At 42.0% G+C, this 25,678-nt stretch carries 28 protein-coding genes; 24 read left to right on the plus strand and 4 right to left on the minus strand.

Annotated elements, in window-relative coordinates:
• The first annotated feature begins 1 nt into the window (after position 1).
• The 6 genes from buk to ACSBQP_RS01745 all read left to right on the plus strand — a co-directional run bounded on the left by buk (position 2) and on the right by ACSBQP_RS01745 (position 6,181).
• The gene (gene buk / locus ACSBQP_RS01720) at positions 2-1,123 is read left to right on the plus strand and encodes a butyrate kinase (protein WP_017357958.1); all 1,122 of its coding nucleotides are present in this window, start codon (positions 2-4) and stop codon (positions 1,121-1,123) included.
• Entirely contained in the window at positions 1,113-2,537 is a 1,425-nt protein-coding gene (lpdA, locus tag ACSBQP_RS01725; protein WP_046527195.1) for a dihydrolipoyl dehydrogenase, read from the plus strand. The genes buk and lpdA overlap by 11 nt, the downstream gene beginning before the upstream one ends.
• A gap of 17 nt (positions 2,538-2,554) precedes the next feature.
• Positions 2,555-3,547, plus strand: a complete 993-nt coding sequence (locus ACSBQP_RS01730) for a thiamine pyrophosphate-dependent dehydrogenase E1 component subunit alpha (protein WP_017357956.1) — start codon at positions 2,555-2,557, stop codon at positions 3,545-3,547.
• 12 nt (positions 3,548-3,559) lie between these two features.
• A complete protein-coding gene (locus tag ACSBQP_RS01735; RefSeq protein ID WP_007501148.1) occupies positions 3,560-4,543 on the plus strand; it encodes an alpha-ketoacid dehydrogenase subunit beta in 984 nt (327 codons plus the stop codon).
• Positions 4,544-4,562: 19 nt separating this feature from the next.
• Positions 4,563-5,819, plus strand: a complete 1,257-nt coding sequence (locus ACSBQP_RS01740) for a dihydrolipoamide acetyltransferase family protein (protein WP_335357804.1) — start codon at positions 4,563-4,565, stop codon at positions 5,817-5,819.
• Between the two features lie 68 nt (positions 5,820-5,887).
• Complete coding sequence (locus ACSBQP_RS01745; RefSeq protein WP_008342236.1) at positions 5,888-6,181, plus strand: YesK family protein; 294 nt, start codon at positions 5,888-5,890, stop codon at positions 6,179-6,181.
• 14 nt (positions 6,182-6,195) lie between these two features.
• Here ACSBQP_RS01745 and ACSBQP_RS01750 read toward each other — a convergent pair whose 3' ends face one another.
• Positions 6,196-7,089, minus strand: coding sequence for a YegS/Rv2252/BmrU family lipid kinase (locus tag ACSBQP_RS01750; protein WP_008342237.1), 894 nt, complete (start codon positions 7,087-7,089; stop codon positions 6,196-6,198).
• Positions 7,090-7,256: 167 nt separating this feature from the next.
• On the opposite strand from ACSBQP_RS01750, the gene ACSBQP_RS01755 reads away from it, so the two are divergent.
• The 6 genes from ACSBQP_RS01755 to ACSBQP_RS01780 all read left to right on the plus strand — a co-directional run bounded on the left by ACSBQP_RS01755 (position 7,257) and on the right by ACSBQP_RS01780 (position 11,777).
• A complete protein-coding gene (locus ACSBQP_RS01755) occupies positions 7,257-7,694 on the plus strand; it encodes a BrxA/BrxB family bacilliredoxin (protein ID WP_007501138.1) in 438 nt (145 codons plus the stop codon).
• A gap of 196 nt (positions 7,695-7,890) precedes the next feature.
• Positions 7,891-8,655 (plus strand): transporter substrate-binding domain-containing protein, encoded by a 765-nt coding sequence (locus ACSBQP_RS01760; RefSeq protein WP_017357953.1) that lies wholly within the window; start codon positions 7,891-7,893, stop codon positions 8,653-8,655.
• A gap of 126 nt (positions 8,656-8,781) precedes the next feature.
• Complete coding sequence (locus ACSBQP_RS01765) at positions 8,782-9,435, plus strand: amino acid ABC transporter permease (protein ID WP_008342239.1); 654 nt, start codon at positions 8,782-8,784, stop codon at positions 9,433-9,435.
• Positions 9,428-10,150, plus strand: a complete 723-nt coding sequence (locus tag ACSBQP_RS01770) for an amino acid ABC transporter ATP-binding protein (RefSeq protein WP_144625413.1) — start codon at positions 9,428-9,430, stop codon at positions 10,148-10,150. The genes ACSBQP_RS01765 and ACSBQP_RS01770 overlap by 8 nt, the downstream gene beginning before the upstream one ends.
• Positions 10,151-10,261: 111 nt before the next feature.
• Entirely contained in the window at positions 10,262-11,215 is a 954-nt protein-coding gene (locus ACSBQP_RS01775; protein ID WP_046343934.1) for an aromatic acid exporter family protein, read from the plus strand.
• 52 nt (positions 11,216-11,267) lie between these two features.
• Positions 11,268-11,777, plus strand: a complete 510-nt coding sequence (locus tag ACSBQP_RS01780; RefSeq protein ID WP_008342241.1) for a L,D-transpeptidase — start codon at positions 11,268-11,270, stop codon at positions 11,775-11,777.
• Between the two features lie 39 nt (positions 11,778-11,816).
• On the opposite strand, the gene prli42 is transcribed toward ACSBQP_RS01780, so the two are convergent.
• A complete protein-coding gene (prli42, locus tag ACSBQP_RS01785) occupies positions 11,817-11,909 on the minus strand; it encodes a stressosome-associated protein Prli42 (protein ID WP_017357951.1) in 93 nt (30 codons plus the stop codon).
• A 101-nt stretch (positions 11,910-12,010) separates the two neighbouring features.
• On the opposite strand from prli42, the gene mce reads away from it, so the two are divergent.
• From mce to ACSBQP_RS01805, 4 genes are read left to right on the plus strand one after another with little or no spacing between them, the layout of a single operon-like run.
• Positions 12,011-12,433 carry a methylmalonyl-CoA epimerase gene (gene mce / locus ACSBQP_RS01790; protein ID WP_435028138.1) on the plus strand — a complete coding sequence of 141 codons (423 nt, stop codon included), beginning with the start codon at positions 12,011-12,013 and terminating at the stop codon, positions 12,431-12,433.
• Positions 12,426-13,889 (plus strand): acyl-CoA carboxylase subunit beta, encoded by a 1,464-nt coding sequence (locus ACSBQP_RS01795; protein ID WP_282745247.1) that lies wholly within the window; start codon positions 12,426-12,428, stop codon positions 13,887-13,889. The genes mce and ACSBQP_RS01795 overlap by 8 nt, the downstream gene beginning before the upstream one ends.
• 16 nt (positions 13,890-13,905) lie before the next feature.
• A complete protein-coding gene (locus tag ACSBQP_RS01800) occupies positions 13,906-15,027 on the plus strand; it encodes a tripeptidase T (protein WP_035390776.1) in 1,122 nt (373 codons plus the stop codon).
• Positions 15,028-15,041: 14 nt separating this feature from the next.
• On the plus strand, positions 15,042-15,506 hold the full coding sequence (locus ACSBQP_RS01805; protein WP_008342245.1) for a chemotaxis protein CheW: 465 nt from the start codon (positions 15,042-15,044) through the stop codon (positions 15,504-15,506).
• A 126-nt stretch (positions 15,507-15,632) separates the two neighbouring features.
• Here ACSBQP_RS01805 and ACSBQP_RS01810 read toward each other — a convergent pair whose 3' ends face one another.
• Both ACSBQP_RS01810 and ACSBQP_RS01815 read right to left on the minus strand, forming a co-directional pair.
• A complete protein-coding gene (locus ACSBQP_RS01810) occupies positions 15,633-16,451 on the minus strand; it encodes a membrane protein insertase YidC (protein ID WP_007501121.1) in 819 nt (272 codons plus the stop codon).
• A gap of 25 nt (positions 16,452-16,476) precedes the next feature.
• Positions 16,477-16,758: a hypothetical protein gene (locus tag ACSBQP_RS01815; RefSeq protein WP_008342247.1), complete on the minus strand. Its 282-nt coding sequence runs from the start codon at positions 16,756-16,758 to the stop codon at positions 16,477-16,479.
• A gap of 120 nt (positions 16,759-16,878) precedes the next feature.
• Here ACSBQP_RS01815 and ACSBQP_RS01820 point away from each other — a divergent pair, with 120 nt between their 5' ends.
• The 8 genes from ACSBQP_RS01820 (at position 16,879) to ACSBQP_RS01855 (ending at position 25,526) form a co-directional block, all read left to right on the plus strand.
• Complete coding sequence (locus tag ACSBQP_RS01820; protein WP_007501120.1) at positions 16,879-18,135, plus strand: DNA polymerase IV; 1,257 nt, start codon at positions 16,879-16,881, stop codon at positions 18,133-18,135.
• Between the two features lie 98 nt (positions 18,136-18,233).
• Complete coding sequence (gene gndA, locus ACSBQP_RS01825; protein ID WP_025207592.1) at positions 18,234-19,643, plus strand: NADP-dependent phosphogluconate dehydrogenase; 1,410 nt, start codon at positions 18,234-18,236, stop codon at positions 19,641-19,643.
• 255 nt (positions 19,644-19,898) lie between these two features.
• Positions 19,899-20,744 (plus strand): GRP family sugar transporter, encoded by an 846-nt coding sequence (locus ACSBQP_RS01830; RefSeq protein WP_186366168.1) that lies wholly within the window; start codon positions 19,899-19,901, stop codon positions 20,742-20,744.
• A 13-nt stretch (positions 20,745-20,757) separates the two neighbouring features.
• On the plus strand, positions 20,758-21,543 hold the full coding sequence (locus ACSBQP_RS01835) for an SDR family oxidoreductase (RefSeq protein ID WP_041091776.1): 786 nt from the start codon (positions 20,758-20,760) through the stop codon (positions 21,541-21,543).
• A 573-nt stretch (positions 21,544-22,116) separates the two neighbouring features.
• Positions 22,117-22,428, plus strand: coding sequence for a PTS sugar transporter subunit IIB (locus ACSBQP_RS01840; protein ID WP_017367558.1), 312 nt, complete (start codon positions 22,117-22,119; stop codon positions 22,426-22,428).
• 3 nt (positions 22,429-22,431) lie between these two features.
• Positions 22,432-22,764, plus strand: a complete 333-nt coding sequence (locus tag ACSBQP_RS01845) for a PTS lactose/cellobiose transporter subunit IIA (protein WP_017357943.1) — start codon at positions 22,432-22,434, stop codon at positions 22,762-22,764.
• 25 nt (positions 22,765-22,789) lie between these two features.
• Entirely contained in the window at positions 22,790-24,136 is a 1,347-nt protein-coding gene (gene celB / locus ACSBQP_RS01850; protein WP_007501108.1) for a PTS cellobiose transporter subunit IIC, read from the plus strand.
• The gene (locus tag ACSBQP_RS01855) at positions 24,120-25,526 is read left to right on the plus strand and encodes a glycoside hydrolase family 1 protein (RefSeq protein ID WP_039165890.1); all 1,407 of its coding nucleotides are present in this window, start codon (positions 24,120-24,122) and stop codon (positions 25,524-25,526) included. The genes celB and ACSBQP_RS01855 overlap by 17 nt, the downstream gene beginning before the upstream one ends.
• Positions 25,527-25,678: the final 152 nt, after the last annotated feature.

A 25,678-nucleotide genomic window follows, 5' to 3' on the forward strand; every position in this document is an offset into this window, starting at 1 on the left:
TTTGCTGACAAAAGAATGGCGTATTCTCACGATTAATCCTGGCTCTACCTCAACAAAAATCGGTGTGTTTCATAATGAACGATCTATTTTTGAAACGACATTAAGACATACAGATGAGGAAATCAAGCAGTTTCCTCATATCATTGATCAATTTTCATTCCGTAAAGAAACCATTTTGAAAACACTGCATGAACAGGGGATGAACATCTCAAAGTTTGATGCAGTTTGCGCACGCGGTGGTCTTCTTCGTCCGATTGAAGGTGGCACATATGAAGTAAATGAGCAAATGGTTGAAGATCTAAAAGAAGGGTATGCTGGCCAGCACGCCTCTAATCTAGGCGGAATTATTGCCCGAGAAATTGCACTTGGCCTTAACATCCCAGCTTTTATTGTTGATCCCGTAGTCGTAGATGAACTACAGCCAATTGCTCGTATTTCAGGACTGCCAACAATTGAGCGGAAAAGCATTTTTCATGCGTTAAATCAAAAAGCAGTCGCAAGAAAAACGGCTGCTTCGTTTGGAAAACGTTATGAAGATTTGAACATGATCATTACCCATATGGGCGGCGGAATTACGATTGGTGTACATCAAAAAGGAAAAGTCATTGATGTGAATAACGGTCTTCATGGTGAGGGTCCTTTCAGCCCAGAGCGGGCAGGTACTCTCCCAACAGGTGACCTTGTCAATTTATGCTTTTCTGGTGAATATTCGCAAGAGGAAATGCTCAAACGCATTATTGGCGAAGGCGGTCTTGCGGGCTATCTTGGCACGACAGATGCAGTAAAAGTAGAGCGAATGATTGAAGCAGGCGATGAGCGTGCGGCGCTTATTTATGAAGCGATGTGCTATCAAATTGCCAAAGAAATTGGTGCGGCTAGTGCGGTTTTAAAAGGAGCTGTTGACGTCATAGTGTTAACAGGTGGCCTTGCATACAGCAAACAAATTACATCAAGCATTAGAGGATACATTGACTGGATTTCAGATGTTGTTGTGTACCCAGGCGAAAATGAATTGCAATCCTTAGCAGAAGGAGCGCTTCGCATTTTAAAAGAAGAAGAATCACCAAAAGAATACCCAAATGATCAAAAGGCGGAGAAAGGAGTGACAAGTCATGGCAACTGAATATGACCTCGTCATTCTTGGTGGAGGCACAGGCGGCTATGTAGCGGCCATTCGTGCCTCTCAACTTGGATTGAAAACAGCAGTCGTAGAAAAATCAAAGCTCGGTGGAACATGTCTTCATAAAGGCTGTATCCCATCTAAAGCGCTGCTTAGAAGTGCAGAAGTCTATCAAACGGTCAAACGTGCCGCTGATTTTGGCGTTGAAGCAAGCGGAATTGCCTTACAATTTGCAAGCGTACAAAAAAGAAAAACAGAGATTGTCGACAAATTAGCAGGCGGCGTCAAACACTTAATGAAACAAGGAAAAATTGATGTATACGAAGGAATAGGCCGTATCCTAGGCCCTTCGATTTTTTCGCCAATGCCGGGCACCATCTCGGTAGAAATGGCGAATGGCGATGAAAATGAAATGCTGATTCCTAAGCAGGTCATCATTGCGACTGGATCAAGACCGCGCGTCCTGCCCGGACTTGAAGCGGATGGAACACACATCCTTACATCAGACGAAGCACTTGAACTGCAAGAACTCCCTCAGTCCATGCTGATTGTCGGCGGAGGCGTGATTGGGATCGAGTGGGCCTCCATGCTTAACGATTTTGGTGTTAAAGTCACAGTGATCGAATTTGCAGATCGCATTTTGCCAACAGAGGATCAAGATATTTCTAAAGAAATGGAAAAGCTTTTGACGAAGAAAGAGATTACCTTAGTGACAAATGCGAAGGTTCTGCCAGATACTGCCGAAAAGCACGAGAATCTCGTCAAGATCCAAGTGGAACAAGGTGGAGACACTCAGTCGTTTGAAGCAGAGAAACTGCTTCTTTCAGTTGGCCGAGTGCCAAACGTGGAAGGCATAGGTCTTGAAAACACGGACATTCAGACAGAAAAGCAAGGCATTGTCGTGAATGAGCATTATCAAACGAAAGAGTCGCATATTTACGCAATAGGTGATGTCATTGGCGGTCTTCAGCTGGCGCATGTCGCATCACATGAAGGCATGATTGCAGTAGAACATATGGCTGGTCAAGATCCAAAGCCGCTTGATGAAACGCTCGTGTCTAAATGTGTGTACTCTCACCCAGAAACCGCTAGTGTTGGACTGACTGAACAGGCGGCAAAAGAGCAAGGCTACGAAGTCAAGATTGGGAAGTTTCCCTTCATGGCCATCGGAAAAGCGCTTGTATTTGGAGAGTCTGATGGATTTGTCAAAATCATTGCTGACCAAAAGACAGATGATATCTTAGGGATTCATATGATTGGTCCTCATGTAACAGATATGATATCTGAAGCTGGATTAGCCAAAGTATTAGATGCAACTCCGTGGGAAGTGGGGCAGACGATCCACCCGCATCCAACCTTGTCAGAAGCAATTGGCGAGGCAGCACTGGCTGTTGACGGAAAGGCGATCCATTTTTAATCAAGGAGGGAAACATGATGAGTAACATGCGTCATCAGGAATTAGGATTATCAGATGAACAAGCGATTGACATATATAGAACCATGCTTTTAGCAAGAAAAATTGATGAACGGATGTGGCTGTTAAACCGTTCTGGAAAAATTCCATTTGTCATCTCTTGTCAAGGACAGGAAGCGCAGCAAGTCGGTGCCGCTTTTGCCCTCAATAGGGAAGAGGATTACGTTTTACCTTATTACCGTGATATGGGGGTTGTCCTTGCATTTGGGATGACGGCGAAAGATTTGATGATGTCTGGTTTTGCGAAAAAAGACGATCCAAACTCAGGCGGGAGACAGATGCCAGGTCATTTTGGGCAAAGATCAAACCGAATTGTGACTGGATCATCACCTGTGACAACACAGGTTCCTCATGCGGTTGGCATCGCACTTGCCGGGCGTCTAGAGCAAAAGAATTTTGTTAGCTTTGTTACGTTCGGTGAAGGTTCTTCAAACCAAGGAGACTTCCACGAAGGCGCCAACTTTGCTGCGGTGCATAAGCTGCCTGTTATTTTCATGTGTGAAAACAATAAGTATGCGATTTCTGTCCCGTATGACAAACAAGTGGCATGTGAGCGTATTTCAGATCGTGCAATAGGGTACGGAATGCCGGGTGTGACGGTTGATGGAAATGATCCGCTTGAAGTGTATGCAGCGGTCAAAGAAGCGAGAGATCGTGCGGCAAGAGGCGAAGGCCCAACATTGATCGAAACCATTTCTTACCGGTTAACTGCGCATTCAAGTGATGACGATGATTCTAGCTATCGAGAAAAAGAAGAAGTGCTCGAAGCAAGAAAGAAAGATCCGCTCATTCAATATGAAACGTACTTAATCGAAGGAAATGTCATGACTTCTGAAATGAAAGAAGACATGACCAAAGAAATCATGCAAATCGTAAACGAAGCCACTGATGAAGCGGAAAATGCAGCTTATGCCGATGCAGAAAGCGCACTTCGTTACGTGTATGCGGAGTAAGGGGGAAGAAAAATGCCTGTTATGTCATATATAGACGCTATTACACTAGCGATGAAAGAAGAAATGGAGCGAGATCCGAAAGTGTTTGTGCTCGGAGAGGATGTCGGGAAAAAAGGCGGCGTATTTAAAGCAACAGCGGGTCTTTACGAGCAATTTGGAGAAGCGCGCGTCATGGATACACCTCTTGCCGAATCAGCGATTGCAGGTGTAGGTATTGGGGCTGCTATGTATGGAATGCGTCCGATCGCAGAGATGCAATTTGCGGATTTTATTATGCCAGCCATCAACCAAATCATTTCAGAGGCTGCAAAAATTAGATATCGTTCCAATAATGATTGGAGCTGCCCAATGGTCATTCGTGCTCCTTACGGGGGCGGCGTACACGGGGCGCTTTATCATTCACAATCGGTCGAAGCCATTTTTGCCAATCAGCCAGGCTTAAAGATTGTGATGCCTTCTACACCTTATGATGTCAAAGGGTTGTTAAAAGCCGCAGTGCGTGATCCAGATCCTGTATTGTTCTTTGAACACAAACGTGCATACCGTCTCATTAAAGGAGAAGTGCCTGAAGAGGATTATACGCTCCCTATTGGAAAAGCGGATGTGAAACGAGAAGGCGATGACATTACGGTCATTACATATGGCCTTTGTGTTCATTTTGCCCTCCAAGCAGCAGAGCGCCTTGCGAAGGACGGAATTTCTGCTCATATTCTCGATTTACGTACAGTGTACCCGCTTGATCAAGAAGCGATTATTGAAGCGGCATCAAAAACAGGGAAAGTCCTCTTGTTAACAGAAGATACAAAAGAAGGAAGCATCATGAGTGAAGTAGCGGCCATCATTTCAGAGCACTGCTTGTTTGATTTAGATGCGCCAATTAAACGTCTAGCAGGACCTGATATCCCTGCAATGCCTTATGCACCGACAATGGAGAAATTCTTCATGGTTAATCCGGATAAGGTAGAAGCTGAAATGAGAGAACTAGCGGCGTTTTAAGAAAGAGGAGGGTTTCAAAGTGGCAACTGAACAAATGAAAATGCCTCAGCTTGGTGAAAGTGTAACAGAAGGAACCATTAGCAAATGGCTCGTTTCACCTGGCGATCATGTGAATAAATACGATCCGATTGCGGAAGTCATGACAGATAAAGTAAATGCAGAAGTTCCGTCATCCTTTACAGGAACAATCACTAAACTAGCGGCTGCAGAGGGTGATACACTTCAAGTAGGAGAAGTGTTTTGTGAAATTGAAGTAGAAGGCAGTGCGCAGCAGAGTGCGAAAACAGAAGAGGCGCCTGCGCAAGATGAAGCACCAGAACCTGACCAAACAAATGTGGATCAGAGTCAAAAGAAACGATACTCTCCGGCAGTCCTGCGTTTAGCAGATGAGCACGGAATTGATTTAGCGGCTGTTCATGGAACGGGAGCTGGCGGCAGAATCACAAGAAAAGATTTGCTGAAGCTTATCGAAAGTGGAGTCGCACAAGAAACGGCAGCACCTGTGAGTGAAGGTACGGGTCAAACAGAACCTGCAAAGCCGTCACAAGCAAAAGCAGCTCCTTCCATCCCTTCAATGCCTGGAGATGTTGAACTGCCGGTCACTCCGATTAGACAGGCGATTGCCGCAAACATGCTAAGAAGCAAGCATGAAATTCCACATGCCTGGACGATGATGGAAGTGGATGTGACAAACCTTGTGACAAGAAGAAATCAGCTAAAAGATCAATTCAAAGCAAAAGAAGGCTTTAATTTGACGTTCTTTGCGTTCTTTGTCAAAGCAGTGGCTCAGGCCTTAAAGGAATTCCCTGAAATGAACAGCATGTGGGCTGGTGATAAAATTGTTCAAAAGAAAGCGATCAATGTCTCCATTGCTGTTGCGACAGATGACGCTCTTTTTGTCCCAGTGATTAAAGATGCGGATGAGAAAACGATTAAGGGAATCGCCAAGGAAATTCATGAACTTGCTTTCAAGGTCAGACAAGGCAAACTGAAGCAAAGTGACATGGAAGGCGGCACTTTCACTGTGAACAACACAGGATCGTTTGGTTCGGTTCAATCAATGGGGATCATTAACTATCCGCAAGCAGCCATTTTACAAGTAGAATCTATTGTAAAGCGCCCGATGATTGTAAATGGTATGATTGCCGCAAGAGATATGGTGAATCTTTGTCTTTCATTAGATCATAGAGTACTCGATGGTCTTGTATGCGGTAGATTCCTGCAAAGAATTAAACAAATTCTTGAAGGCATTGACGAGCAGACGTCCGTCTATTAAGCTCATTTATATGTCCCCTTCTCACAATGAGAGGGGGATTTCCATATCAATCAGAAAGGAGCGATGAGATGTCTGGATTAGATTTCTTTGCTTTTCTTACGATTGGTCTGATGTTTATCACAGCCATTGCGTTCGCTTTTCTTCGGTATATTTCCAAATCACGCAATCATCCTGAACGCTTACTGCTCATCATATCGATCGTTTCAATCATTCAAATCGCCTATTGCTTGTTGATGATAGGTGGATTTAAAGGAGTCGCCAATAGTTTATTAGGCATTTCCCTTCTGATAGGTACACTGCTAGGGTATGCACTTGAATATTTATACAGACGTTATATCAAAAAAACGCCCGCATCGAAATGATGCAGGCGTTTTCTTTATTCTGCCGGAACAATAAAGGTCAAATGCTGTTTTAATACTTCAAGGGAAGAAGGAGCGGTCATGTATACTTCACCATCTGTATCTGCATCCATTTCCTCTTTAGTATGAATATGAATGCGGGATGCTTGTATAAGAGACAGGTCACCTTTAAAATCTTCTAGCTCTTCGCGGTTCATTGAAAAAATCTCTTTTAAAGCAGAGAAACTCGTATTTCTGCAAATTAAAATTTCGGCTTTTCCATCATCAATTGAAGCATTTGGCAGATCTATTTTATTTGTACCGATAAAGTGCCCATTCATGACAAGGACAATCACAGCTTCTTCTTCCCAGTTTTCCTCTTCCGTTTCAATGCGTACATAGAAAGGTTCTGTCTGCTGAAGGGTTCGAAGAGCGCTCGTGAAGTAACTGATTTTTCCGAGGACAGCTTTTTCTTTATCATTAATATTGTTTGAGGTATCTGCGATGAGACCAATCCCCCAAAAATTTAAAAGGTATCGATCATCTGCTTTGATTAAATCGACCTTTTTTTCAGTGCCATCTATCACCATTTGAGCGGCCTTTGGCATCTGCTGCGGGATGCCTAGCGTTCTAGAAAAGTCATTGCACGTCCCGCCAGGTAAAATCGCTACAGCTGGCCTTTTTTCTAAACCGCCAATTCCATTCATACATTCATGGACGGTTCCGTCTCCGCCTAGTATAATCAACAATTCAATCGACTCATCCATCTCGCGGCAGAAATGATAGGCATCATTCGGCTGTTTTGTAGGCTTAAGGATGAGTTCATCAATATGTAAAGAAAGAAGAGGCACTGTTTGACCTAGTGTTTTTTCCATGTTTTTTTGTCCAGCATTTCCGTTATAAATGAGTATCGCTTTTTTGAATTGTGCCATCACGCAGTTCTCCCTTTCATCACTTTATTATCACTTTTCCCCAATTCCACAGGTCATAAACGACGTTTGAAAAAAGTGAAGGGGACGAAACAAGACATTTGCCCGCCGGCGTTTTCCTTGATATGATGTAGTTAAAATGGTTTGGTACGTAGAAGGAGTGGACGGTTATGAATATTGATTTTAATTTATTTATGAATGATATCGTGAAACAAGCACGAGAAGAAATTAAACAGGCAGGCTATACGGAGCTGACAACAGCTGAAGAAGTTGATGAAGCGCTAACGAAAAAAGGAACGACACTTGTTATGGTGAATTCAGTGTGCGGCTGTGCAGGCGGTATTGCAAGACCAGCGGCTGGTTATTCTGTTCATTACGATAAGCGTCCAGATCAATTGCTCACAGTGTTTGCTGGACAGGACAAAGAAGCAACCGCAAGAGCACGTGAATACTTTGAAGGCTTCCCGCCATCTTCACCATCATTTGCTCTATTAAAAGACGGGAAGATCATTAAAATGGTCGAACGTCACGAAATCGAAGGACATGAACCGATGGAAGTGGTGTCAAAACTTCAAGCCGCTTTCGATGAGTATTGCGAAGAAGTGTAACATGTTACTTTTGAATGAATCATTTAGAGGCAGTCCGGTCTTTTGATCGGTCTGTTTTTTTGTTTTATATGACATACGAATCAAAATAATTTTAGCAAAATACTATTGCATATCAAAAAGAAAGTGTTTAAAATACATTATAGTGAATAAATATTCAAATCTACTCATGATTTTAAATACTAGGAGGCATTATCATATGAAAAAGTGGTTATTATTACTTATGACAGCTGGTCTTGCAGCTGCATTAGCAGCATGCGGAACTTCTTCTAATAATTCAAACGCATCAGGAGACGACAAAACACTCATTATGGCGACTTCAGCAGATTATCCGCCATTTGAATCAAAAGATGGTGATAAAATTATCGGTTTTGATGTCGACCTTGCTACAGCTCTAGCGAAAAAGAACGGCTACAAGCTAGAAATTCAAGATATGGACTTTGCAAGCCTCGTGTCAGCTCTTAAAACAAATAAAGCTGATATTGTGCTTGCAGGTATGACACCTACTGAAAAGCGTAAAAAACAAGTTGATTTCTCAGATGTTTACTACAATGCTGAAAACTTGGTTGTATCAAAAAAATCTAGCGGTATGAAAACAGAGAAAGATTTAAAAGACAAAACGGTTGGCGTTCAATTAGGTTCTATCCAGCAAGATGAAGCAAACGGATTGCAAAAGAAATATAACTTAACGGTTGAAGATCGTAATAAAATCTCTGATATCATTCAAGAAATTAAAGCAGGCCGTTTTGATGCAGCTATTATTGAAGATAAAGTAGCGGCTGGCTACTTGAAAAAGGAAAAAGATTTCCAAGCATTTGGATTGAATAGCTCAAACGAAGGTTCAGCCATTGCATTCAAAAAAAATAGCGACTTAACAGCGAAATTCAATAAATCATTAAAAGAAATGAAGGATAATGGCGAACTTGATAAACTCATTAAAAAATGGTTTGCTGATGAAAAGTAAGTCAGGAAAAGGATCAGCGTCATTCATGAAAATCAAGTAGAAAGCGCTGAAAAGTTCAACATGTGTTGAACTTTTTTCCTGTTTATTCTTTGATTTTATCTGAAGGAAAAAAAGGAGAATATCATGATGGATTTTAAAGATGTCATACCTCAGATGCCCTTTATTTTAGAAGGTCTTAAAGTAACGCTTTCTATTGTTGTGGTATCACTGTTTCTAGGTTTTATTTTAGGAATCTTATTAACGCTCTGTAAAATTAGTGTATTTAAGCCGCTTATCTGGCTAGCCGATTTTTATACGTCAATCTTCCGAGGCACACCGCTTGTGCTTCAACTTTTGATTATTTATTTTGGTCTTCCCCAGCTGCTCGGCTTTCAAATTGATCAATACTGGGCAGCTGTAGCCGCCTTTTCACTAAACTCGGCGGCGTACGTTTCTGAGATCATTCGTGCAGGAATCAATGCCATTGATAAAGGGCAAAAAGAAGCGGCCGTTGCTTTAGGTATCCCGTATGCTAAAATGATGAAGGACTTATTGCTTCCGCAAGCATTCAAAAATATTTCACCAGCACTTGTGAACGAAACGATTACACTGACAAAAGAATCAGCGATTGTCACAGTCATTGGACTTGGCGATGTCATGAGACGAGCCTATCAAGCAGGTGCCGTCACCTATAACTATCTTGAACCGCTTATTTTTGCGGGTCTCATCTATTATGTCATCGTGCTTATTCTTACCTTCGTCGGCAAATCGGTGGAAAGGAAGTTAAAATCAAATGATTAAAATAGAGAAACTCACAAAATCTTTCGGTAAAAATGAAGTGTTGAAAGGGATTGATACCACGATTAAAGAAGGCGAAGTGGTAGCTGTCATCGGGCCGTCTGGTTCAGGAAAATCAACATTTCTTCGCTGTATTAACTTACTTGAAAAACCGACTTCTGGAGTGATTACGATTCAGGGGACGGAAATTACCAATCCAAAAACAAATGCACTAAAAGTGCGCGAAAATATTGGTATGGTGTTTCAACATTTTCACTTATTCCCGCACAAAACAGTGCTAGAAAATATTACGTATGCGCCAATGAATGTAAAGAACCAATCGAAGGAAGACAGCATCAAGCAGGCAGAGGATCTTTTAAAAAAGGTAGGACTTTTAGAGAAAAAAAATGATTATCCGAACCGGTTGTCAGGTGGTCAAAAGCAGCGTGTCGCCATTGCACGTGCCCTTGCGATGACACCAGATATCATGCTTTTTGACGAGCCGACGTCTGCTCTCGATCCAGAAATGGTAAAGGAAGTATTAGAGGTCATGAAAGAGCTCGCTCAATCTGGGATGACGCTGATGATCGTCACACATGAAATGGGCTTTGCAAAAGAAGTGGCAGACCGTGTGATCTTTATGGATGATGGGAAAATTGTAGAGGATGCAAATCCTATAGAATTCTTTGAATCTCCGTCTTCACAGCGTGCTCAAGATTTCTTGCAAAAAATATTATAATGAAAAAAACGAGGGGGAGACTTAACATCTCCTTCTTTTTTTGATTATAATGGGGAAAGTAAAAAAAGTTCATCATTTCACAAAAGTAGACAGAAAAGAGTGAATCACATCATGTTTAAAATCGGCTACCGAACGCTGAAAACAGCATTAGGAACAGCTCTAGCCATTTATATTGCACAAATGCTCGGTCTGCAAAACTATTCAGCTGCCGGCATTATTACGATCCTTTGTATTCAGGTGACGAAAAAAAGGTCACTCCTCGCATCTGGGGCCCGCTTTGCCGCATGCAGTCTTGCCATCTTATTTTCTTATTTGTTTTTTGATCTGATTGGGTATCATCCTTTCGTCATTGGACTGATGCTGCTCGTCTTTATTCCAACAACGGTCTTGCTTCGGATTAAAGAAGGGATTGTCACAAGTTCAGTGATCATCCTTCATTTGTATATGTCTGGAGGCATTACGCTTCATCTCATCTGGAATGAGCTTTTACTCATCACCATTGGTGTAGGGGTCGCACTCATTATGAACCTGTATATGCCTAGCGTTGATAAAAAGCTGAAACAATACAGTGAACAAATTGAAGCGAATTTTGCGAAAATCTTTGAAGAAATCGAGCAATATTTAATGACCGGAAATCAAGACTGGACAGGAAAAGAAATACCAGAGACGCATCAATTGATTAAAGAAGCGAAAGCTCTTGCATACCGTGATGTTGAAAATCATGTCTTAAGACATGAAAATCTGTATTATCATTATTTCAACATGAGACAAAAGCAATTTGAAATCATTGAGCGGGTGCTTCCGAAAATTACGTCCATATCTGTTACAACGGAGCATGGGCAAATCATTGCAGAATATATTAGAGATTTACGAGAACATATTCACCCAGGGAACACGGCGCATAAGTTCTTAAGACGCCTGATTGATATGAAAGAAGAGTTCGATGCACTGCCGCTTCCACAAACACGTGAAGAATTTGAAGCTAGAGCCGCACTCTTTCATTTTCTCGGAGAAATGGAACAATATTTGGTGCTGAAAAGTTATTTTAAAGGGATGAAAGAATAAAGACGCATGAGTTCCTCCTTCATTGGTCAATCTAATGAAAAAGGAGGAGCCTATGCGTCTTTTATTTTATACTGTGCTGACCATGTCCCTTTCACCTATCTGGCCGCTCGGGCAAAACCCGCTTCCAGGAGATCCGTATGTCATTATTAATAAACAAACGAACGAGCTTGCGTATATTGATCATGGGAAAATTCAAAAAGTCTACCCAGCTTCTACTGGCAAAACAGCTGATTTAACGCCAGAAGGTGAATTTACGATTATGATCAAAGCGAAAGATCCTTATTACAGAAGAAAAAATATTGAAGGCGGCGCAAAGAATAACCCACTCGGCCGAAGGTGGATTGGATTTGATGCGCGAGGAACCGACGGGAGAACCTATGGCATTCATGGAACAAGTGATGAGACATCGATAGGGAAATTTATTACGGCAGGCTGTGTACGTCTTCATAATCAAGATGTAGAACGGCTATTTGATCAGCTTCCAGTTGGTACAAAGGTATGGATCACGACATCAAGCGATGCATTTGAGAAACTGGCCAAAGACAAACAGGCCATTCGTTAAAAAACGAATCACCTGCTTGTCTGCTTTTTTATCAACGCTTTATAAAAAGGCTGCCGCTCCTGCTAAAAGTGAAGAAATTAACAGTAAGCTAATCATGAGCAATACCATAAATTTCATGAATTTCTGAGACATATCGCACCCCTATAATCAAATGTTTTTGCGACGAGCGCATCTTTCTTTATTCTAGCTCGTTTTTACGCAGGCGACAAGTGATGTACAAAGGAAGTGAACGGATGAATCAAATCGATCATATAGCCATTGCCGTTTTTTCTATTCAAAAAACAGCACGTACGTTCTCCAATCTGTTTAACTGGGAATTTTCAGACATAGAAGTACTTCCGAATCAAGGGGTCAAAGTATCTTTTGCTTCCCTAGGTGATCTGCACATTGAGTTGATTGAACCGATGTCGGATCACAGCACATTACATACCTTTTTAACAAAAAGAGGAGAGGGGCTTCATCATATTGCATTAAAGTCAGGTGACATTCAGGCTGATCTCAGTCAACTTGACGAGCTCGGCATGCAGCTCATTCAAAAAGGCGCACAAAATGGTGCGAACGGAAAGCGCATTGCGTTTATTTCACCAAAAGAAACGTCAGGTGTGCTAATTGAATTGTGCGAACCTTTGAAAGGAGAGAAACAGGAAGATGCATGAATCGTTCAATGACTTGTCTGAATGGCGCCAGAAAGCTTTAAGGGGCGGCGGTGAAAAACGAGCAGCGGCTCACCGAAACAAAGGAAAGCTGACTGTTCGTCAGCGGCTTCATGAACTTCTTGATGAAGGCAGCTTTATGGAAATTCAGTCATTTGCTAAAGGCTGCCGCTCAGAACATTTAGGGGATGGCGTTGTCACTGGGACGGGACTGATTCATGGGAGACAAGTAGGCGTATATGCACAAGATGCGACCGTGTACGGGGGTTCGCTAGGGGACATGCATGCGAAAAAAATAGCGGCTTTAATGGATTTGGCTGCTAAAAATCAAATGCCTGTTATCGGTCTAAAAGACTCAGGTGGTGCGAGAATTCAAGAGGGTGTGGTATCATTAGAGGGATACGGTCAGATTTTTAAACGGAATGTGCTGTACTCTGGTCAAATTCCGCAAATATCCGTTATTTTAGGCTCCTGTGCGGGAGGTGCAGTATATTCACCTGCATTGACGGATTTTGTATTCATGACGGAGCAAACAGCTCATATGTTTTTAACTGGTCCGAAAGTGATAGAAAAAGCAACAGGAGAGACGGTCTGTCCTGACCGGCTTGGAGGTGCAGCGGTTCAGCATCAAACAAGCGGGAATGTGCACTATACAGGGAAAGATGAGAAAGACGTGTTAAAAGCAGTTCGAACGCTTTTAACGTACATACCAACGAAACGACGGCCTGTCATTCATCGTAAGGTGCAAAAGCATGATGCGAGCGATCTTGGGAACATCTTGCCAAAGGAGCCATCACGTACTTATGATGTCAAACAAGTGGTGACAGCGATCACCGACCACGGCTCATTTTTTGAAACGCAGCGTTGTTTCTCCAAAAATATCGTCACAGGTTTTGCCAGATTACAAGGGTCTTCCATTGGTCTTGTAGCCAATCAGCCTAAGGTGCTGGCAGGAAGCGTTGACCTCGATGCTGCTGATAAAGCGGCTCGGTTTATTCGATTTTGCGATGCATTTCATATTCCCATTTTAACCCTTGTGGACGTTCCTGGTTTTTTGCCAGGTGAGAAAGCTGAGCATGCAGGCATTATCCGCCACGGCGCAAAGCTTCTGTATGCGTACGCTGAGGCGACCGTTCCAAAGATCACTGTGATTTTGCGAAAGGCGTTTGGCGGTGCATACGTTGCGATGAATAGTAAGGGCTTAGGTGCTGACTTTGTGTATGCATGGCCAGAGGCAGAAATTGATGTCATGGGAAAATCGTTTGCAGACGAAATTGTTCATCCTGCCTTGCGTGAGGTGGACAATGAACCTAGTGTCATGAAGGCAGCACAATTAGGATTAATCGACGATATTTTAATGCCAGATGAAACGAGAGAGCGACTCATTCGCTCATTTGACCTGCTTCGCAGTAAGGAAGAAGATAGACCGTTAAAAAAGCATGGAAACATGCCGCTATAAGAGGAGGAACATCATCATGATCAATGAGAAACGCTTATTAGACGAATTTTTAGAACTTGTTCAAATCGATTCAGAAACGAAACATGAAGAAAAAATTGTTGAAGTCCTAAAAGAGAAATTTACTGGTTTAGGGCTTAATGTAGTTGAAGATGATTCAAAAGAGACAACCGGTCATGGAGCAGGCAATCTTATTTGCACACTTGAAGGGAATCAAGAGGCAGATACGATTTATTTTACTTCTCATATGGATACAGTTGTACCAGGTAATGGTGTTAAGCCAGTCATTGAAGACGGCTATGTCAAGACAGATGGCACAACCATTCTTGGTGCTGACGATAAAACAGGGCTTGCTGCGATGTTTGAAGCGATCCGTGTCCTAAAAGAGAAAAATGTACCGCATGGCAAGATTGAATTTGTCATTACAGCTGGTGAAGAATCAGGACTTGTAGGAGCAAAAGCGTTAGATCCGAAACTGATGACAGCAAAATATGGTTATGCGCTTGATTCAGATGGCAAAGTCGGTACTATTATCGTGGCTGCGCCAACACAGGCGAAAGTACGTGCAACCATTTACGGAAAAACAGCTCACGCAGGTGTGGCACCTGAAAAAGGCGTCTCTGCGATTACGATTGCATCAAAAGCGATCGCGAGCATGCCGCTTGGCCGTATTGATGAAGAAACAACGGCGAATATCGGCCGCTTTGAAGGCGGAACACAAACGAATATTGTCTGTGATCAAGTGGATATTTTGGCAGAGGCACGTTCTTTAGAACCGGCAAAAATGGAAGCGCAAGTAGCGAAAATGAAAGAAGCCTTTGAAAAAACCGCTAAAGAAATGGGCGGAAGTGCCGATGTACAAATTGACATCATGTATCCAGGCTTTAAATTCTCACACGGCGATCAAGTCGTTGAAGTGGCGAAAAAAGCGGCTGCGAAAATTGGCCGTCCTTCAGAACTACAGACAAGCGGGGGAGGCAGTGATGCAAACGTCATTGCTGGAAACGGCATCCCGACCGTCAACCTAGCTGTTGGATATGAAGATATTCATACGAAAAATGAGAAAATGCCGATTGAAGAATTAGTCAAGACAGCTGAAATGGTTCTCGCCATTATCGAAGAAACGACAAATCCATCGTAAAGGCAGGAGACTCTGTGAGCACGCAAAAGATCATTATTTTCCAAGTGGGACAAGAGGATTTTGGTATCAGCGTAGAACATATACGCTCAATTGAGAAGGTCCCTTATTTACAAGAAGTATCGAACCTTCCAAAAGAGATTAAAGGACTCATGTCGTTAAGAGGAGAGGTCATTCCAGTCAGTGACACAGGTGTCATGCTGCACGGAAAACCTCTGGATGTAACCGAACAGTCTAAGGTTCTACTATTTGAATTAAACGATCAAATGATTGGCTGCCTTGTTTCTGATGCAAAAGATATCATTGATATCGAGCTAAGTGAGATCAAGCCATTTCATATGAACACAAAAGCATCTGAATATTTCTTCGGCGTCGTTGAGAGAGAGAACAAGATGATTTTACAAGTGGACCCTAATAAGTTTCTTGGGAAAATTGAGGATCTTGATCAATTGCCTGAGCGATTGAAAGAGGAATTGGCATAAACAAAGGCCCCTTATCCATGGATAAGGGGTCATTTTGCGTGCTGGAGCTCACGCATCTTTTATTTGATGCGCTCTACAGAAGATAAATAAAGCCTCCTTACCATGTTCGGGTAAGGGGGCTATCATTTATTCAGCTGCTGGGTTAATTGAATCATTTGCCGCAGCTTTTGTTTTTGATTTTTGGTACATCACATTTAAAATAATCGTTTGAATGGTGAGTAAAAGTCCACTTGTCATCCAATATAAAGGAAGAGCAGCGGGAGCATTAATTGATAGAAACAGCATCATGACTGGGAAAATCATGCCCATGATTTTTGCTTGTTTCAGTGCGGCTTCTGTTTGGGTGCCTGATTGCTTTGCGAATTTTTGTGTGACGTAAAATTGCAAGAAATACATGGCCCCTGCAAAGATCGCCACCAAAAGATCAGTTTGTCCTAAGTTAAACCATAAGAACGAATGTGTTGCGATCTCTGGTGTTGAGCGGATTGCTGAGTAAAAGCCAAGAACAATTGGGATTTGAATCAGCATCGGCAGACAGCCCATTGCCAGCGGGTTCACATTGTTATCTTTATATACTTTCATCATTTCCATTTGCAGTTCTTTTTGTTTTTCAGGTTCTTTCGTTTTTTTCAATTTGCTTTGTATTTGGTCAATCTGAGGCTTAACGAGTGCCATTTTCTCTTGCATCACTCTCTGCTTTTTAAATTGGTTTGCAAAAAGCGGGAAAATAAGCAGCCGGACAATCAATGTCACGAACATAATAGATAAACCGTAGTCATCATGGAAAAAGTTCGCAAGCCAGATAATCAACTCAGAAAAAGGCTGAACAAAATAATGATGGAAAAACCCATCAGAGCTTGTATTTGTTTGCGCACTTGCAGCAAATGCCGGTGACGCTACCATCATCAAAAATAAAGTCGTACAAATAGTCAATAAACGTTTCAATTCGTTTCCTCCTCAATAATAAAATCTAATAAGAGAGAGGAAGCGAATGGTCTTCATCATCATTTGATGATCTTTTCATTCGAATGACTTTACTAATCCAAGTTGTAATGCGATCATATATGATAAACAGAAAGTCTGTTCGATTCAAACAAGATGCATCCAACTCTTCTAAACGATGTCCTCCGAGGTGCTCGTTCATTCGGCAGTCTTTTAATAAGAAAGCAATACCGATGGCGGTCAGCGCTGGAAGAATAATCGTAAAGAATTCAACAAGGAAAAAGACTTCATTGAATGTATCAATAATCATGATTATCACATCCATTTCATTACTCACAGTGTACTATACACCATATGAAATGTCTAATGGAACAAACAGGTGAAATCACGGTGAAGTGAAGGAAAGTAGATCACCTAAGGAGGCAAGCGAATGGCTGATTCTCAAAAGAAGGGGCGAATCATTTTTCATATTGATATGAATAGTTTTTATGCATCGGTAGAAATGGCGTATGATCCTTCTTTGAGAGGGAAACCTTTAGCCATTAGCGGAAATGCAAAAGAGCGCAAAGGGATTGTTGTGACCTGCAGCTACGAGGCAAGAGCACTCGGGGTGAAGCCACCGATGCCACTCTGGGAAGCGAAGCGGCTATGTCCGGGACTGATTGTGCGTACACCCAACTTCGACCGGTACCGCAGCTCCTCACAAGAAATGTTTACCATACTAAGAGAATATAGTGACTTAGTTGAACCCGTTTCAATTGATGAAGGCTATATTGATTTAACCGATACACCTTATGCTGAGCATGCCGTGAAAACCGCTCATGATATTCAAACGAGGCTCGTAGAAGAGCTCATGCTTCCATCGAGTATTGGCATTGCACCGAATAAATTTCTAGCGAAGATGGCGTCTAATTGGAAAAAGCCAATGGGCATTACCATTTTGCGTAAACGAGATGTCCCGACAATGCTCTGGCCGCTCCCTGCAGGTGACATGCATGGGGTTGGACAGAAAACGGCAGATAAGCTGAAAACCATCGGAATTCATACAATTGAAGATTTAGCGAAAGCGAATGAATATGCGCTAAAAGAGTTATTAGGCATCAATGGACCGAGGTTAAAGCAAAAGGCAAACGGAGAGCATGACGGCATTGTCGACCCAGAAAGGATATACGAATTTAAATCTGTCGGCAATTCTTCCACTCTTCCTCACGATTCTGATGATACAGATGAACTCGTCTCATTAATAGAGAAACTGTCGCAATCGGTGAGTGCCAGATTACGAAGAAAAGAAGTGATGGCAAACCGGCTGCTCATTATGATTCGGTATGCAAGCTGGAAAAATATCACACGGAGCGTCACACTCACGAATCCTACTGATCGAAAGGAAGATCTATTTGAGGCGGCAAAGCAGCTATTCCTAAAGCATTGGAATGACCAGCCAGTAAGACTTTTAGGCGTGACGGGGACCGATCTTGTGGAACGAAAATCAGCCGTCAAGCAGCTTGATTTATTCTCTTATACAGAAGATGCAAAAGACGAACCGCTCCAATCTCTTTTAGACGGACTGAAAGAAAAATACGGTAAACCACTCATCCAAAGAGGAGTGACCATTAAGGAAAAAGAGAGCAAAACAAGTGGTACAAGTTTTAATAAAGACTTTTTTCAGGACGAAAGAGGAAATGACTAGCCTGAAAACTTGATAAAAGAGGTGATGTTGTGGTAATTTCAAAGGGTACATCATTTCAGCAGTAATCAATATAGTGTGTTAGAAGGGACGTCAGAATTATGTCAAAACAACAAATCGGTGTCGTTGGACTAGCCGTTATGGGAAAAAACCTTGCCCTAAATATTGAAAGCCGCGGTTTCTCCGTGTCCGTTTATAACAGATCTAGCAGCAAAACAGAAGAGTTTCTTCAAGAATCACAAGGGAAAAACGTTGTAGGCACATACAGCATTGAAGAATTTGTTCAATCGCTTGAAACGCCGCGTAAAATTCTTTTAATGGTAAAAGCGGGTGCAGCAACAGATGCAACCATTCAATCATTATTGCCTCACCTAGAGAAAGGTGACATTTTAATTGATGGTGGAAATACATATTACAAGGATACACAAAGACGTAACCAAGAGCTTGCGGAAAGTGGTATTCACTTCATTGGTACAGGTGTTTCTGGCGGTGAAGAAGGCGCACTTAAAGGTCCTTCTATCATGCCTGGCGGTCAAAAAGAAGCGCACGAGCTAGTGAAACCAATTTTAGAAGCCATCTCTGCGAAAGTAGATGGTGAGCCTTGTACAACGTATATCGGTCCAGATGGAGCAGGACATTATGTCAAAATGGTTCATAACGGTATCGAGTACGGAGACATGCAATTGATCTCTGAATCATACTTTATCTTGAAGCATGTCGCTGGTTTATCAGCAGGGGAGCTTCATGAAGTATTCTCAGAGTGGAATAAAGGAGAACTTGACAGCTACTTAATCGAAATCACAGCTGACATTTTCACAAAAGTGGACGAAGAAACGAACCAGCCGCTAGTAGATGTCATCTTAGATAAAGCTGGCCAAAAAGGAACTGGAAAATGGACAAGCCAAAGCTCACTTGATTTAGGTGTCCCGCTTCCAATCATTACGGAGTCTGTTTTCGCTCGTTTTATTTCTGCGATGAAAGATGAGCGTGTGGAAGCAAGTCAATTAATTCAAGGGCCTGAGCCAACTCAATCAGCTGAAGATAAACAAGCATTAATCGAAGCTGTTAGAAAAGCTCTCTTCATGAGTAAAATCTGCTCATATGCACAAGGTTTTGCGCAAATGAAAGCAGCGTCTGATGAGTATAACTGGGATTTGAAATACGGTGAAATTGCGATGATCTTCCGTGGTGGATGTATCATTCGTGCAGCCTTCCTGCAGCAAATCAAAGAAGCATATGACCGTAACCCTGAATTGAAAAACCTATTACTTGATCCTTACTTCAAGGATATCGTAGAAAGCTATCAATCATCACTTCGTAAAGTGATTTCACTTGCAGTAGAACAAGGTGTTCCTGTTCCTTCATTCTCAAGTGCACTTGCTTACTTTGATAGCTATCGTACAGCTGTCCTTCCAGCTAACTTAATTCAAGCACAGCGTGACTACTTCGGCGCACATACGTATGAGCGCACAGATAAAGAAGGCGTCTTCCATACTGAATGGATGAAATAAGTATAAAACCTCAAAAGACCTTACCTTGGTAAGGTCTTAGATTGTTGACAAAGGGCTAAAATGAACTTGATTTTAGCCCTTTGTCTTCTTTTTAGCGTGATAGAAAACCTTTGCAGGACTGACACCGAATGCGAGGGTTTGTCTACACGCTGTGACCTTACCTTTGGTAAGGTCTTTTTTGTGTTTACATCTATTCGGCTAAAAATCCGAAAAAGAGGGATGCTAAGTAAAAAAGTACAGAAAGTAGGGATAGAAGTGGGCATTTTATATGCACTTCTCCCAGCGATATTTTGGGGAAGTATTGTTCTCATCAGTGTCAAACTTGGCGGGAATGCCTATCAGCAAACACTCGGCATTACCCTCGGCGCTTTTTTGTTTTCAATCGGCGCTTATTTGATCAAAATGCCGGAACTGACACCGCTTATTTTTGCGGTTTCCGTTATCTCTGGGATCTTTTGGAGTATTGGGCAAATGAATCAGCTTTCAAGTGTCGCCTTTCTAGGGGTGTCAAAGGCTGTTCCTTTATCAACGGGTATGCAGCTTGTGAGCACGACATTATTTGGTGTCATTGTCTTCAAAGAATGGCAAACCATGACGGTCATACTTATTGGTTCTTGTGCCATTTTATTTATTATTGCTGGCGTTGTCATGACATCCCTCGGTCAAAAAAAGAGTGGCGGAAACGAAGGCGGCAATTTTAAAAAGGGAATCATCATTTTGCTCATCTCAACCGTAGGCTACGTCGGATATGTCGTCATTTTAAGATGGTTTCATATAGATGGCTGGTCTGCGCTCGTTCCGCAATCTGTCGGCATGCTGATTTCATCGTTAGCGATTAGTCTAAAGCAAGACCCGTTTAGCAAATATACGTTCAGAAATATCATTGCTGGTCTTGTGTGGTCGACAGGAAATCTAGGGCTTCTTTTGGCGATTCCACTCATTGGCGTAGCAGTAAGTTTTTCCATGTCTCAAACAGGAATTGTCATCTCGACTTTAGGCGGTATTTATTTATTAAAAGAGAAAGCATCTAAAACAAGCTTTGTCATTGCAGGCTGCTTGATGATTATCGCAGGCGGTGTGCTACTAGGTTTTACAAAATAGGAGGTTTAAGCGAATGTATCCAGATTTGGAAGGAAAAACAGTTCTCATCACAGGAGCAGGTACAGGGATAGGTCAGGCGATGGCGCGCCGGTTTGGACAAGAAAAAGCCAATGTAGTGATCAATTATTTCTCAGATAAAGAAAACCCGGACGACACGATTGCTGAGATTCAAAAAAGTGGCGGACAGGCTGTCAAAATTCAAGGGGATGTATCAAAAGAAGAGGATATGAAGGCGATGATTGATCAAGCTGTCAATACATATGGCAGTCTTGATGTCATGATCAATAATGCAGGAATTGAAAATGAAGTTCCTTCAACTGAAATGACGCTAGATAACTGGAACAAAGTGATGTCCACCAATTTAACAGGAATGTTTTTAGGGTGCCGTGATGCATTAAAGTATATGACAGAACACGGGATCGAGGGGTCGATTATTAATATGTCGTCGGTCCATCAGCAAATTCCGTGGCCTCATTTTGTCCATTATGCAGCAAGTAAAGGAGGCGCCAAGCTTTTGACGGAAACGCTGGCACTAGAATATGCCCCTAAAAAAATTCGTGTAAACAGCATTGCACCAGGCGCAATTGATACCCCGATCAATGCCGAAAAATTTGATGATCCAGCATTGAAAAAGGGCGTCATTGAGCTGATACCGATTGGTTATATCGGAAAACCGGAAGAAGTGGCAGCATGTGCTGTCTGGCTTGCATCAAAAGAGGCGAGCTATGTGACAGGGTTGACGTTATATGTAGACGGCGGTATGACCAAGTACCCTGGATTCCAAGCAGGAAAAGGATAATCGTGATGATCACGGGCTGGGCCCAGAGGACAATACAACATCAAATTATGATCTAGTATGTGCATGTGAAGACGAGTGAAAAGCGTGTGTATAAACATTCACACGCTTTTATCCGTTTATACTCCCTATTCAAATATGCTCGTTTCTTTTACAGTCTTTACCCAAATTTTGATTGCAAAGATATGAATAGATTCGAAAAGTAGCAGCAAAAGACGTTTACCTATCCATCAAATTGAGTGGGAATAGCATCTGTTTCCATCTCGGGGCAGTTACTTCTCATGATTTATGGGTTTTTGAATGAGCTAAGTCATTAGCACTTATTTTAACAAAGTTCTCAAATCTTCTGAAGAAAAAGCTACTTTATGGTTCATTCGGAGAGTATTTTTTAAAAGAAAAGGGGTCTCGTTCATATCTGGATGAGATCTCTTTTGTTCTGAAAGCTTGTTATGAATAATGATACGGTCATTTATAAAATAAAATACATACATATAAAATTAAATGTCTAGACATTTAAAAATAAAAATATATAATATTAACTGGAAGCGCTTTTATTACAACAATGGGGTGAGAGAAATGAAACGTATTTTATTAGCATGCAGTTCAGGTATGTCTACGAGTTTACTAGTCACAAAGATGAAGGCACATGCTGAGTCTATAGGGGAAGAAGCAGAGATTTGGGCAGTCGGACAAGACCAAGCGAAAAAAGAAATGGCACATGCCGATGTTGTATTAATTGGACCGCAAATGAGCTTTTTAAAAGGGGATCTTCAAAAAGAAGCTCAAAAATATGGGATTGAAGTAGAGGTCATCGATATGCAGGCGTATGGGCTAGCAGATGGACAAAAAGCGTATGAACAAGCGGTTTCATTGATGGGGGAATCTTAAAGGATGGAAAAGAAAACGCTCGAAGGACTCACGGAAGAACAAATCAGTTTTCAATTGATCTTACACAGCGGAAATGCACGAAGCAAATTGCTTCAATCTCTTAAACAATTTAGAGAAGGTCATGAAACAGTAGCATCTGACCTTCTCAAAGAAGCGGAAGATGACTTGCGGAATGCACATGATATCCATTTTCAAATGGTACAGCAAGAGGCAAGCGGAGAAACGATTTCATTCTCCTTGCTGCTCATGCATGCCGAAGATCATTTCATGTCAACGATGACGATAAAAGAGCTTGTGGGAGAGCTCTTACCGATATTGCAATCACTGAAACAATAAAGGGTGTAAACAAGGGGGAAAACCAATGTTTGATAAAATAAGTGCGATTTTGGTTCCGATTGCTGGGAGATTGAACAACAATCGCTATCTAGGGGTATTAAGGGATGCCTTTATGCTTGCGTTCCCATTAACGATTTTTGGTTCCATCATGGTCGTATTAATGAATTTGCCATTTTTAGATAAGATCATGAGTCAAACAGCACTTGAAGGTGTTCAGTCTGCACTGAATATTGCACCTAGTGCGACCATCAGCATTATGAGTGTGTTTGTTGTATTTGGGATTGGCTACTATTTATCGAAAAGCTATGATGTGGAAGCTGTCTTTGGCGGTGTGATCGCTTTAGCCTCTTTTCTTCTCCTTACGCCATTTTTACTAGAACAAGAGGGCGGTGCATCCATTGCAGGCGTCATCCCAGTCGATCGTTTGGGCGCAAAGGGAATGTTCCTTGGAATGATCACAGGCTTTTTGTCTGCTGAAATTTATCGCTATTTTGTCCAAAAGAAATTTGTCATCAATATGCCGCAAGGGGTTCCGCCAGCTGTTTCTAAGTCTTTTGCTGCACTCATCCCGGCTACTTTGACACTCACAACCTTTTTACTGATCAATATCATCATTACACAAGGGTTCAAAACCAACATGCATGACTTGATTTACAATGCGATTCAGGCGCCGCTTGTCGGACTTGGAAGCGGTATCATTCCGACCTTGATCGCTATTTTCTTTATACAAATTCTTTGGTTCTTTGGGCTCCACGGCCAAATTATTATCAACTCTGTCATGGACCCGATTTGGAATACATTGTCCATTCAAAATCTAGAAAGCTACACAAAAACAGGTGAGGTTCCGAACATCATCAGCAAGCAGTTTATCGAAATCTATACAGTGGGTATGGGTGGAACCGGTATGACGCTAGCTGTTGTGTTTACGATTTTAATTTTTCTTAAAAGTAAGCAATTGAAACAAGTAGCAAAGCTCGGCTTAGGACCAGGTTTATTTAACGTCAATGAACCCATTATCTTCGGTTTACCGATTGTGATGAACCCGCTTATTCTCATTCCATGGATTTTGGCGCCAATGGTGATTACTTGTATTTCTTATTTTGCGATGGCCGCAGGTATTGTGCCGCCTCCGACAGGCGTGAATATTCCATGGACAGTCCCGATCTTTATTAGCGGAGTCATGGCAACGAATTCATTAGCGGGCGGTCTGCTTCAACTGTTTAATTTAATGATTGTGTTTGTCATTTGGTTCCCGTTCCTAAAATTTATTGATCGTATGAATGTGAAAAATGAAAAAATAGTCACGACAGAAAAAACGAAACAAACAAACATCAAAGGTGAAGGAGACTCAATACATGTCGATGGAAACTAACAGTCAATCATATACATTTCCAGAAGGTTTCTGGTGGGGATCTTCTGCCTCTGCTACCCAAACAGAAGGCAGTTATCCAGGAGATGGAAAGGGACCGAACATTTGGGATCACTGGTTTGAAAAAGAGCCGAATCGTTTTTTTCAGGGCGTCGGTCCAGGCGTAACCTCGCAATTTTATCGTAAATACAAAGAGGATATCCGCCTCATGAAGGAGATTGGGCACAACTCGTTTCGTCTATCTATTTCATGGTCACGCCTTTTACCTGAGGGAAAAGGGGCCGTTAATGAAGAAGCTGTGGCTTTTTACAATGATGTGATCAATGAACTGATAGCGAGTGACATTGAACCGTTTGTGAACTTGTATCATTTTGATATGCCAATGGCGCTTCAGGAGACGGGAGGATGGGTAAACAGGCAGGTCGTAGACGATTATGTCAGCTATGCGACATTGTGTTTTCAGCTATTTGGCGACCGGGTGAAAAAATGGTTTACCCATAACGAGCCGATTGTTCCTGTAGAGGGTGGATATATGTATAGCTTCCATTATCCAAACGAAGTTGATTTCCAAAAGGCAGTGCAAGTTGGATTTCATGAGATTTTATCAAATGCTAAGGCCATTGCGGCTTATAAAGAGATGAAGCAGGATGGGAAAATAGGCATTATCCTGAACCTTACTCCTTCGTATCCGCGAAGCCAGAATCCGCGGGATGTCGAAGCAGCTGAGATGGCTGACGCCTTCTTTAACCGGTCCTTCCTAGATCCAGCTGTGAAAGGACATTTCCCTGAAAAGCTAGTGGACGTGTTAAAGAAAGAAGGATTGATGCCGGCTATGGAGGAAGGAGACCTTGAACTCATTCAAGAGAACACGATCGACCTTCTCGGCATCAACTATTATCAGCCAAGAAGAGTGAAAGCAAAGGAACATATGCCTCACCCTGATGCACCATTTATGCCAGATCATTATTTCGATTCTTTTGAAATGCCGGGCAGAAAAATGAATGTGTACCGCGGCTGGGAAATCTATGAAAAGGGTATTTACGATATATTGAAAAAAGTCCAGACAGACTATGGGAATATTGAATGCTTTATTTCTGAAAATGGAATGGGTGTTGAAGGAGAAGAGCGGTTTCAGGATGAAGAAGGAATGATTCATGACGATTACCGCATTGATTTTATTTCTGAGCATCTTAAATGGGTGCATCAAGCCATTCAAGAAGGAAGTCATGTAAAAGGCTATCATCTGTGGACGTTTATGGATAATTGGTCATGGTCGAATGCCTATAAAAATCGCTATGGATTTGTCTCAGTGGACCTTGAGGAAGACGGGAAACGTACCATCAAAAAAAGTGGCTACTGGTTTCAATCGGTTTCAGAGAATAATGGTTTCTAATCAAGATACTTGCTCTTTCCTTGAAAAGGGCAAGTATTTTTCTTATGTAAAGATGAAAGGGTTGAAATGAAAGTGGCTCGAACCTTTTAAGCGCACTAGGCTTAGTGTAGAATGAGAGGAAGGCTAGAAAGCGCTATAATAGGATATGAAAA

This window comes from Bacillus sp. G402 (assembly GCF_051172515.1).
In the GTDB taxonomy this organism is placed as follows: Bacteria; Bacillota; Bacilli; order Bacillales; family Bacillaceae; genus Bacillus; species Bacillus altitudinis.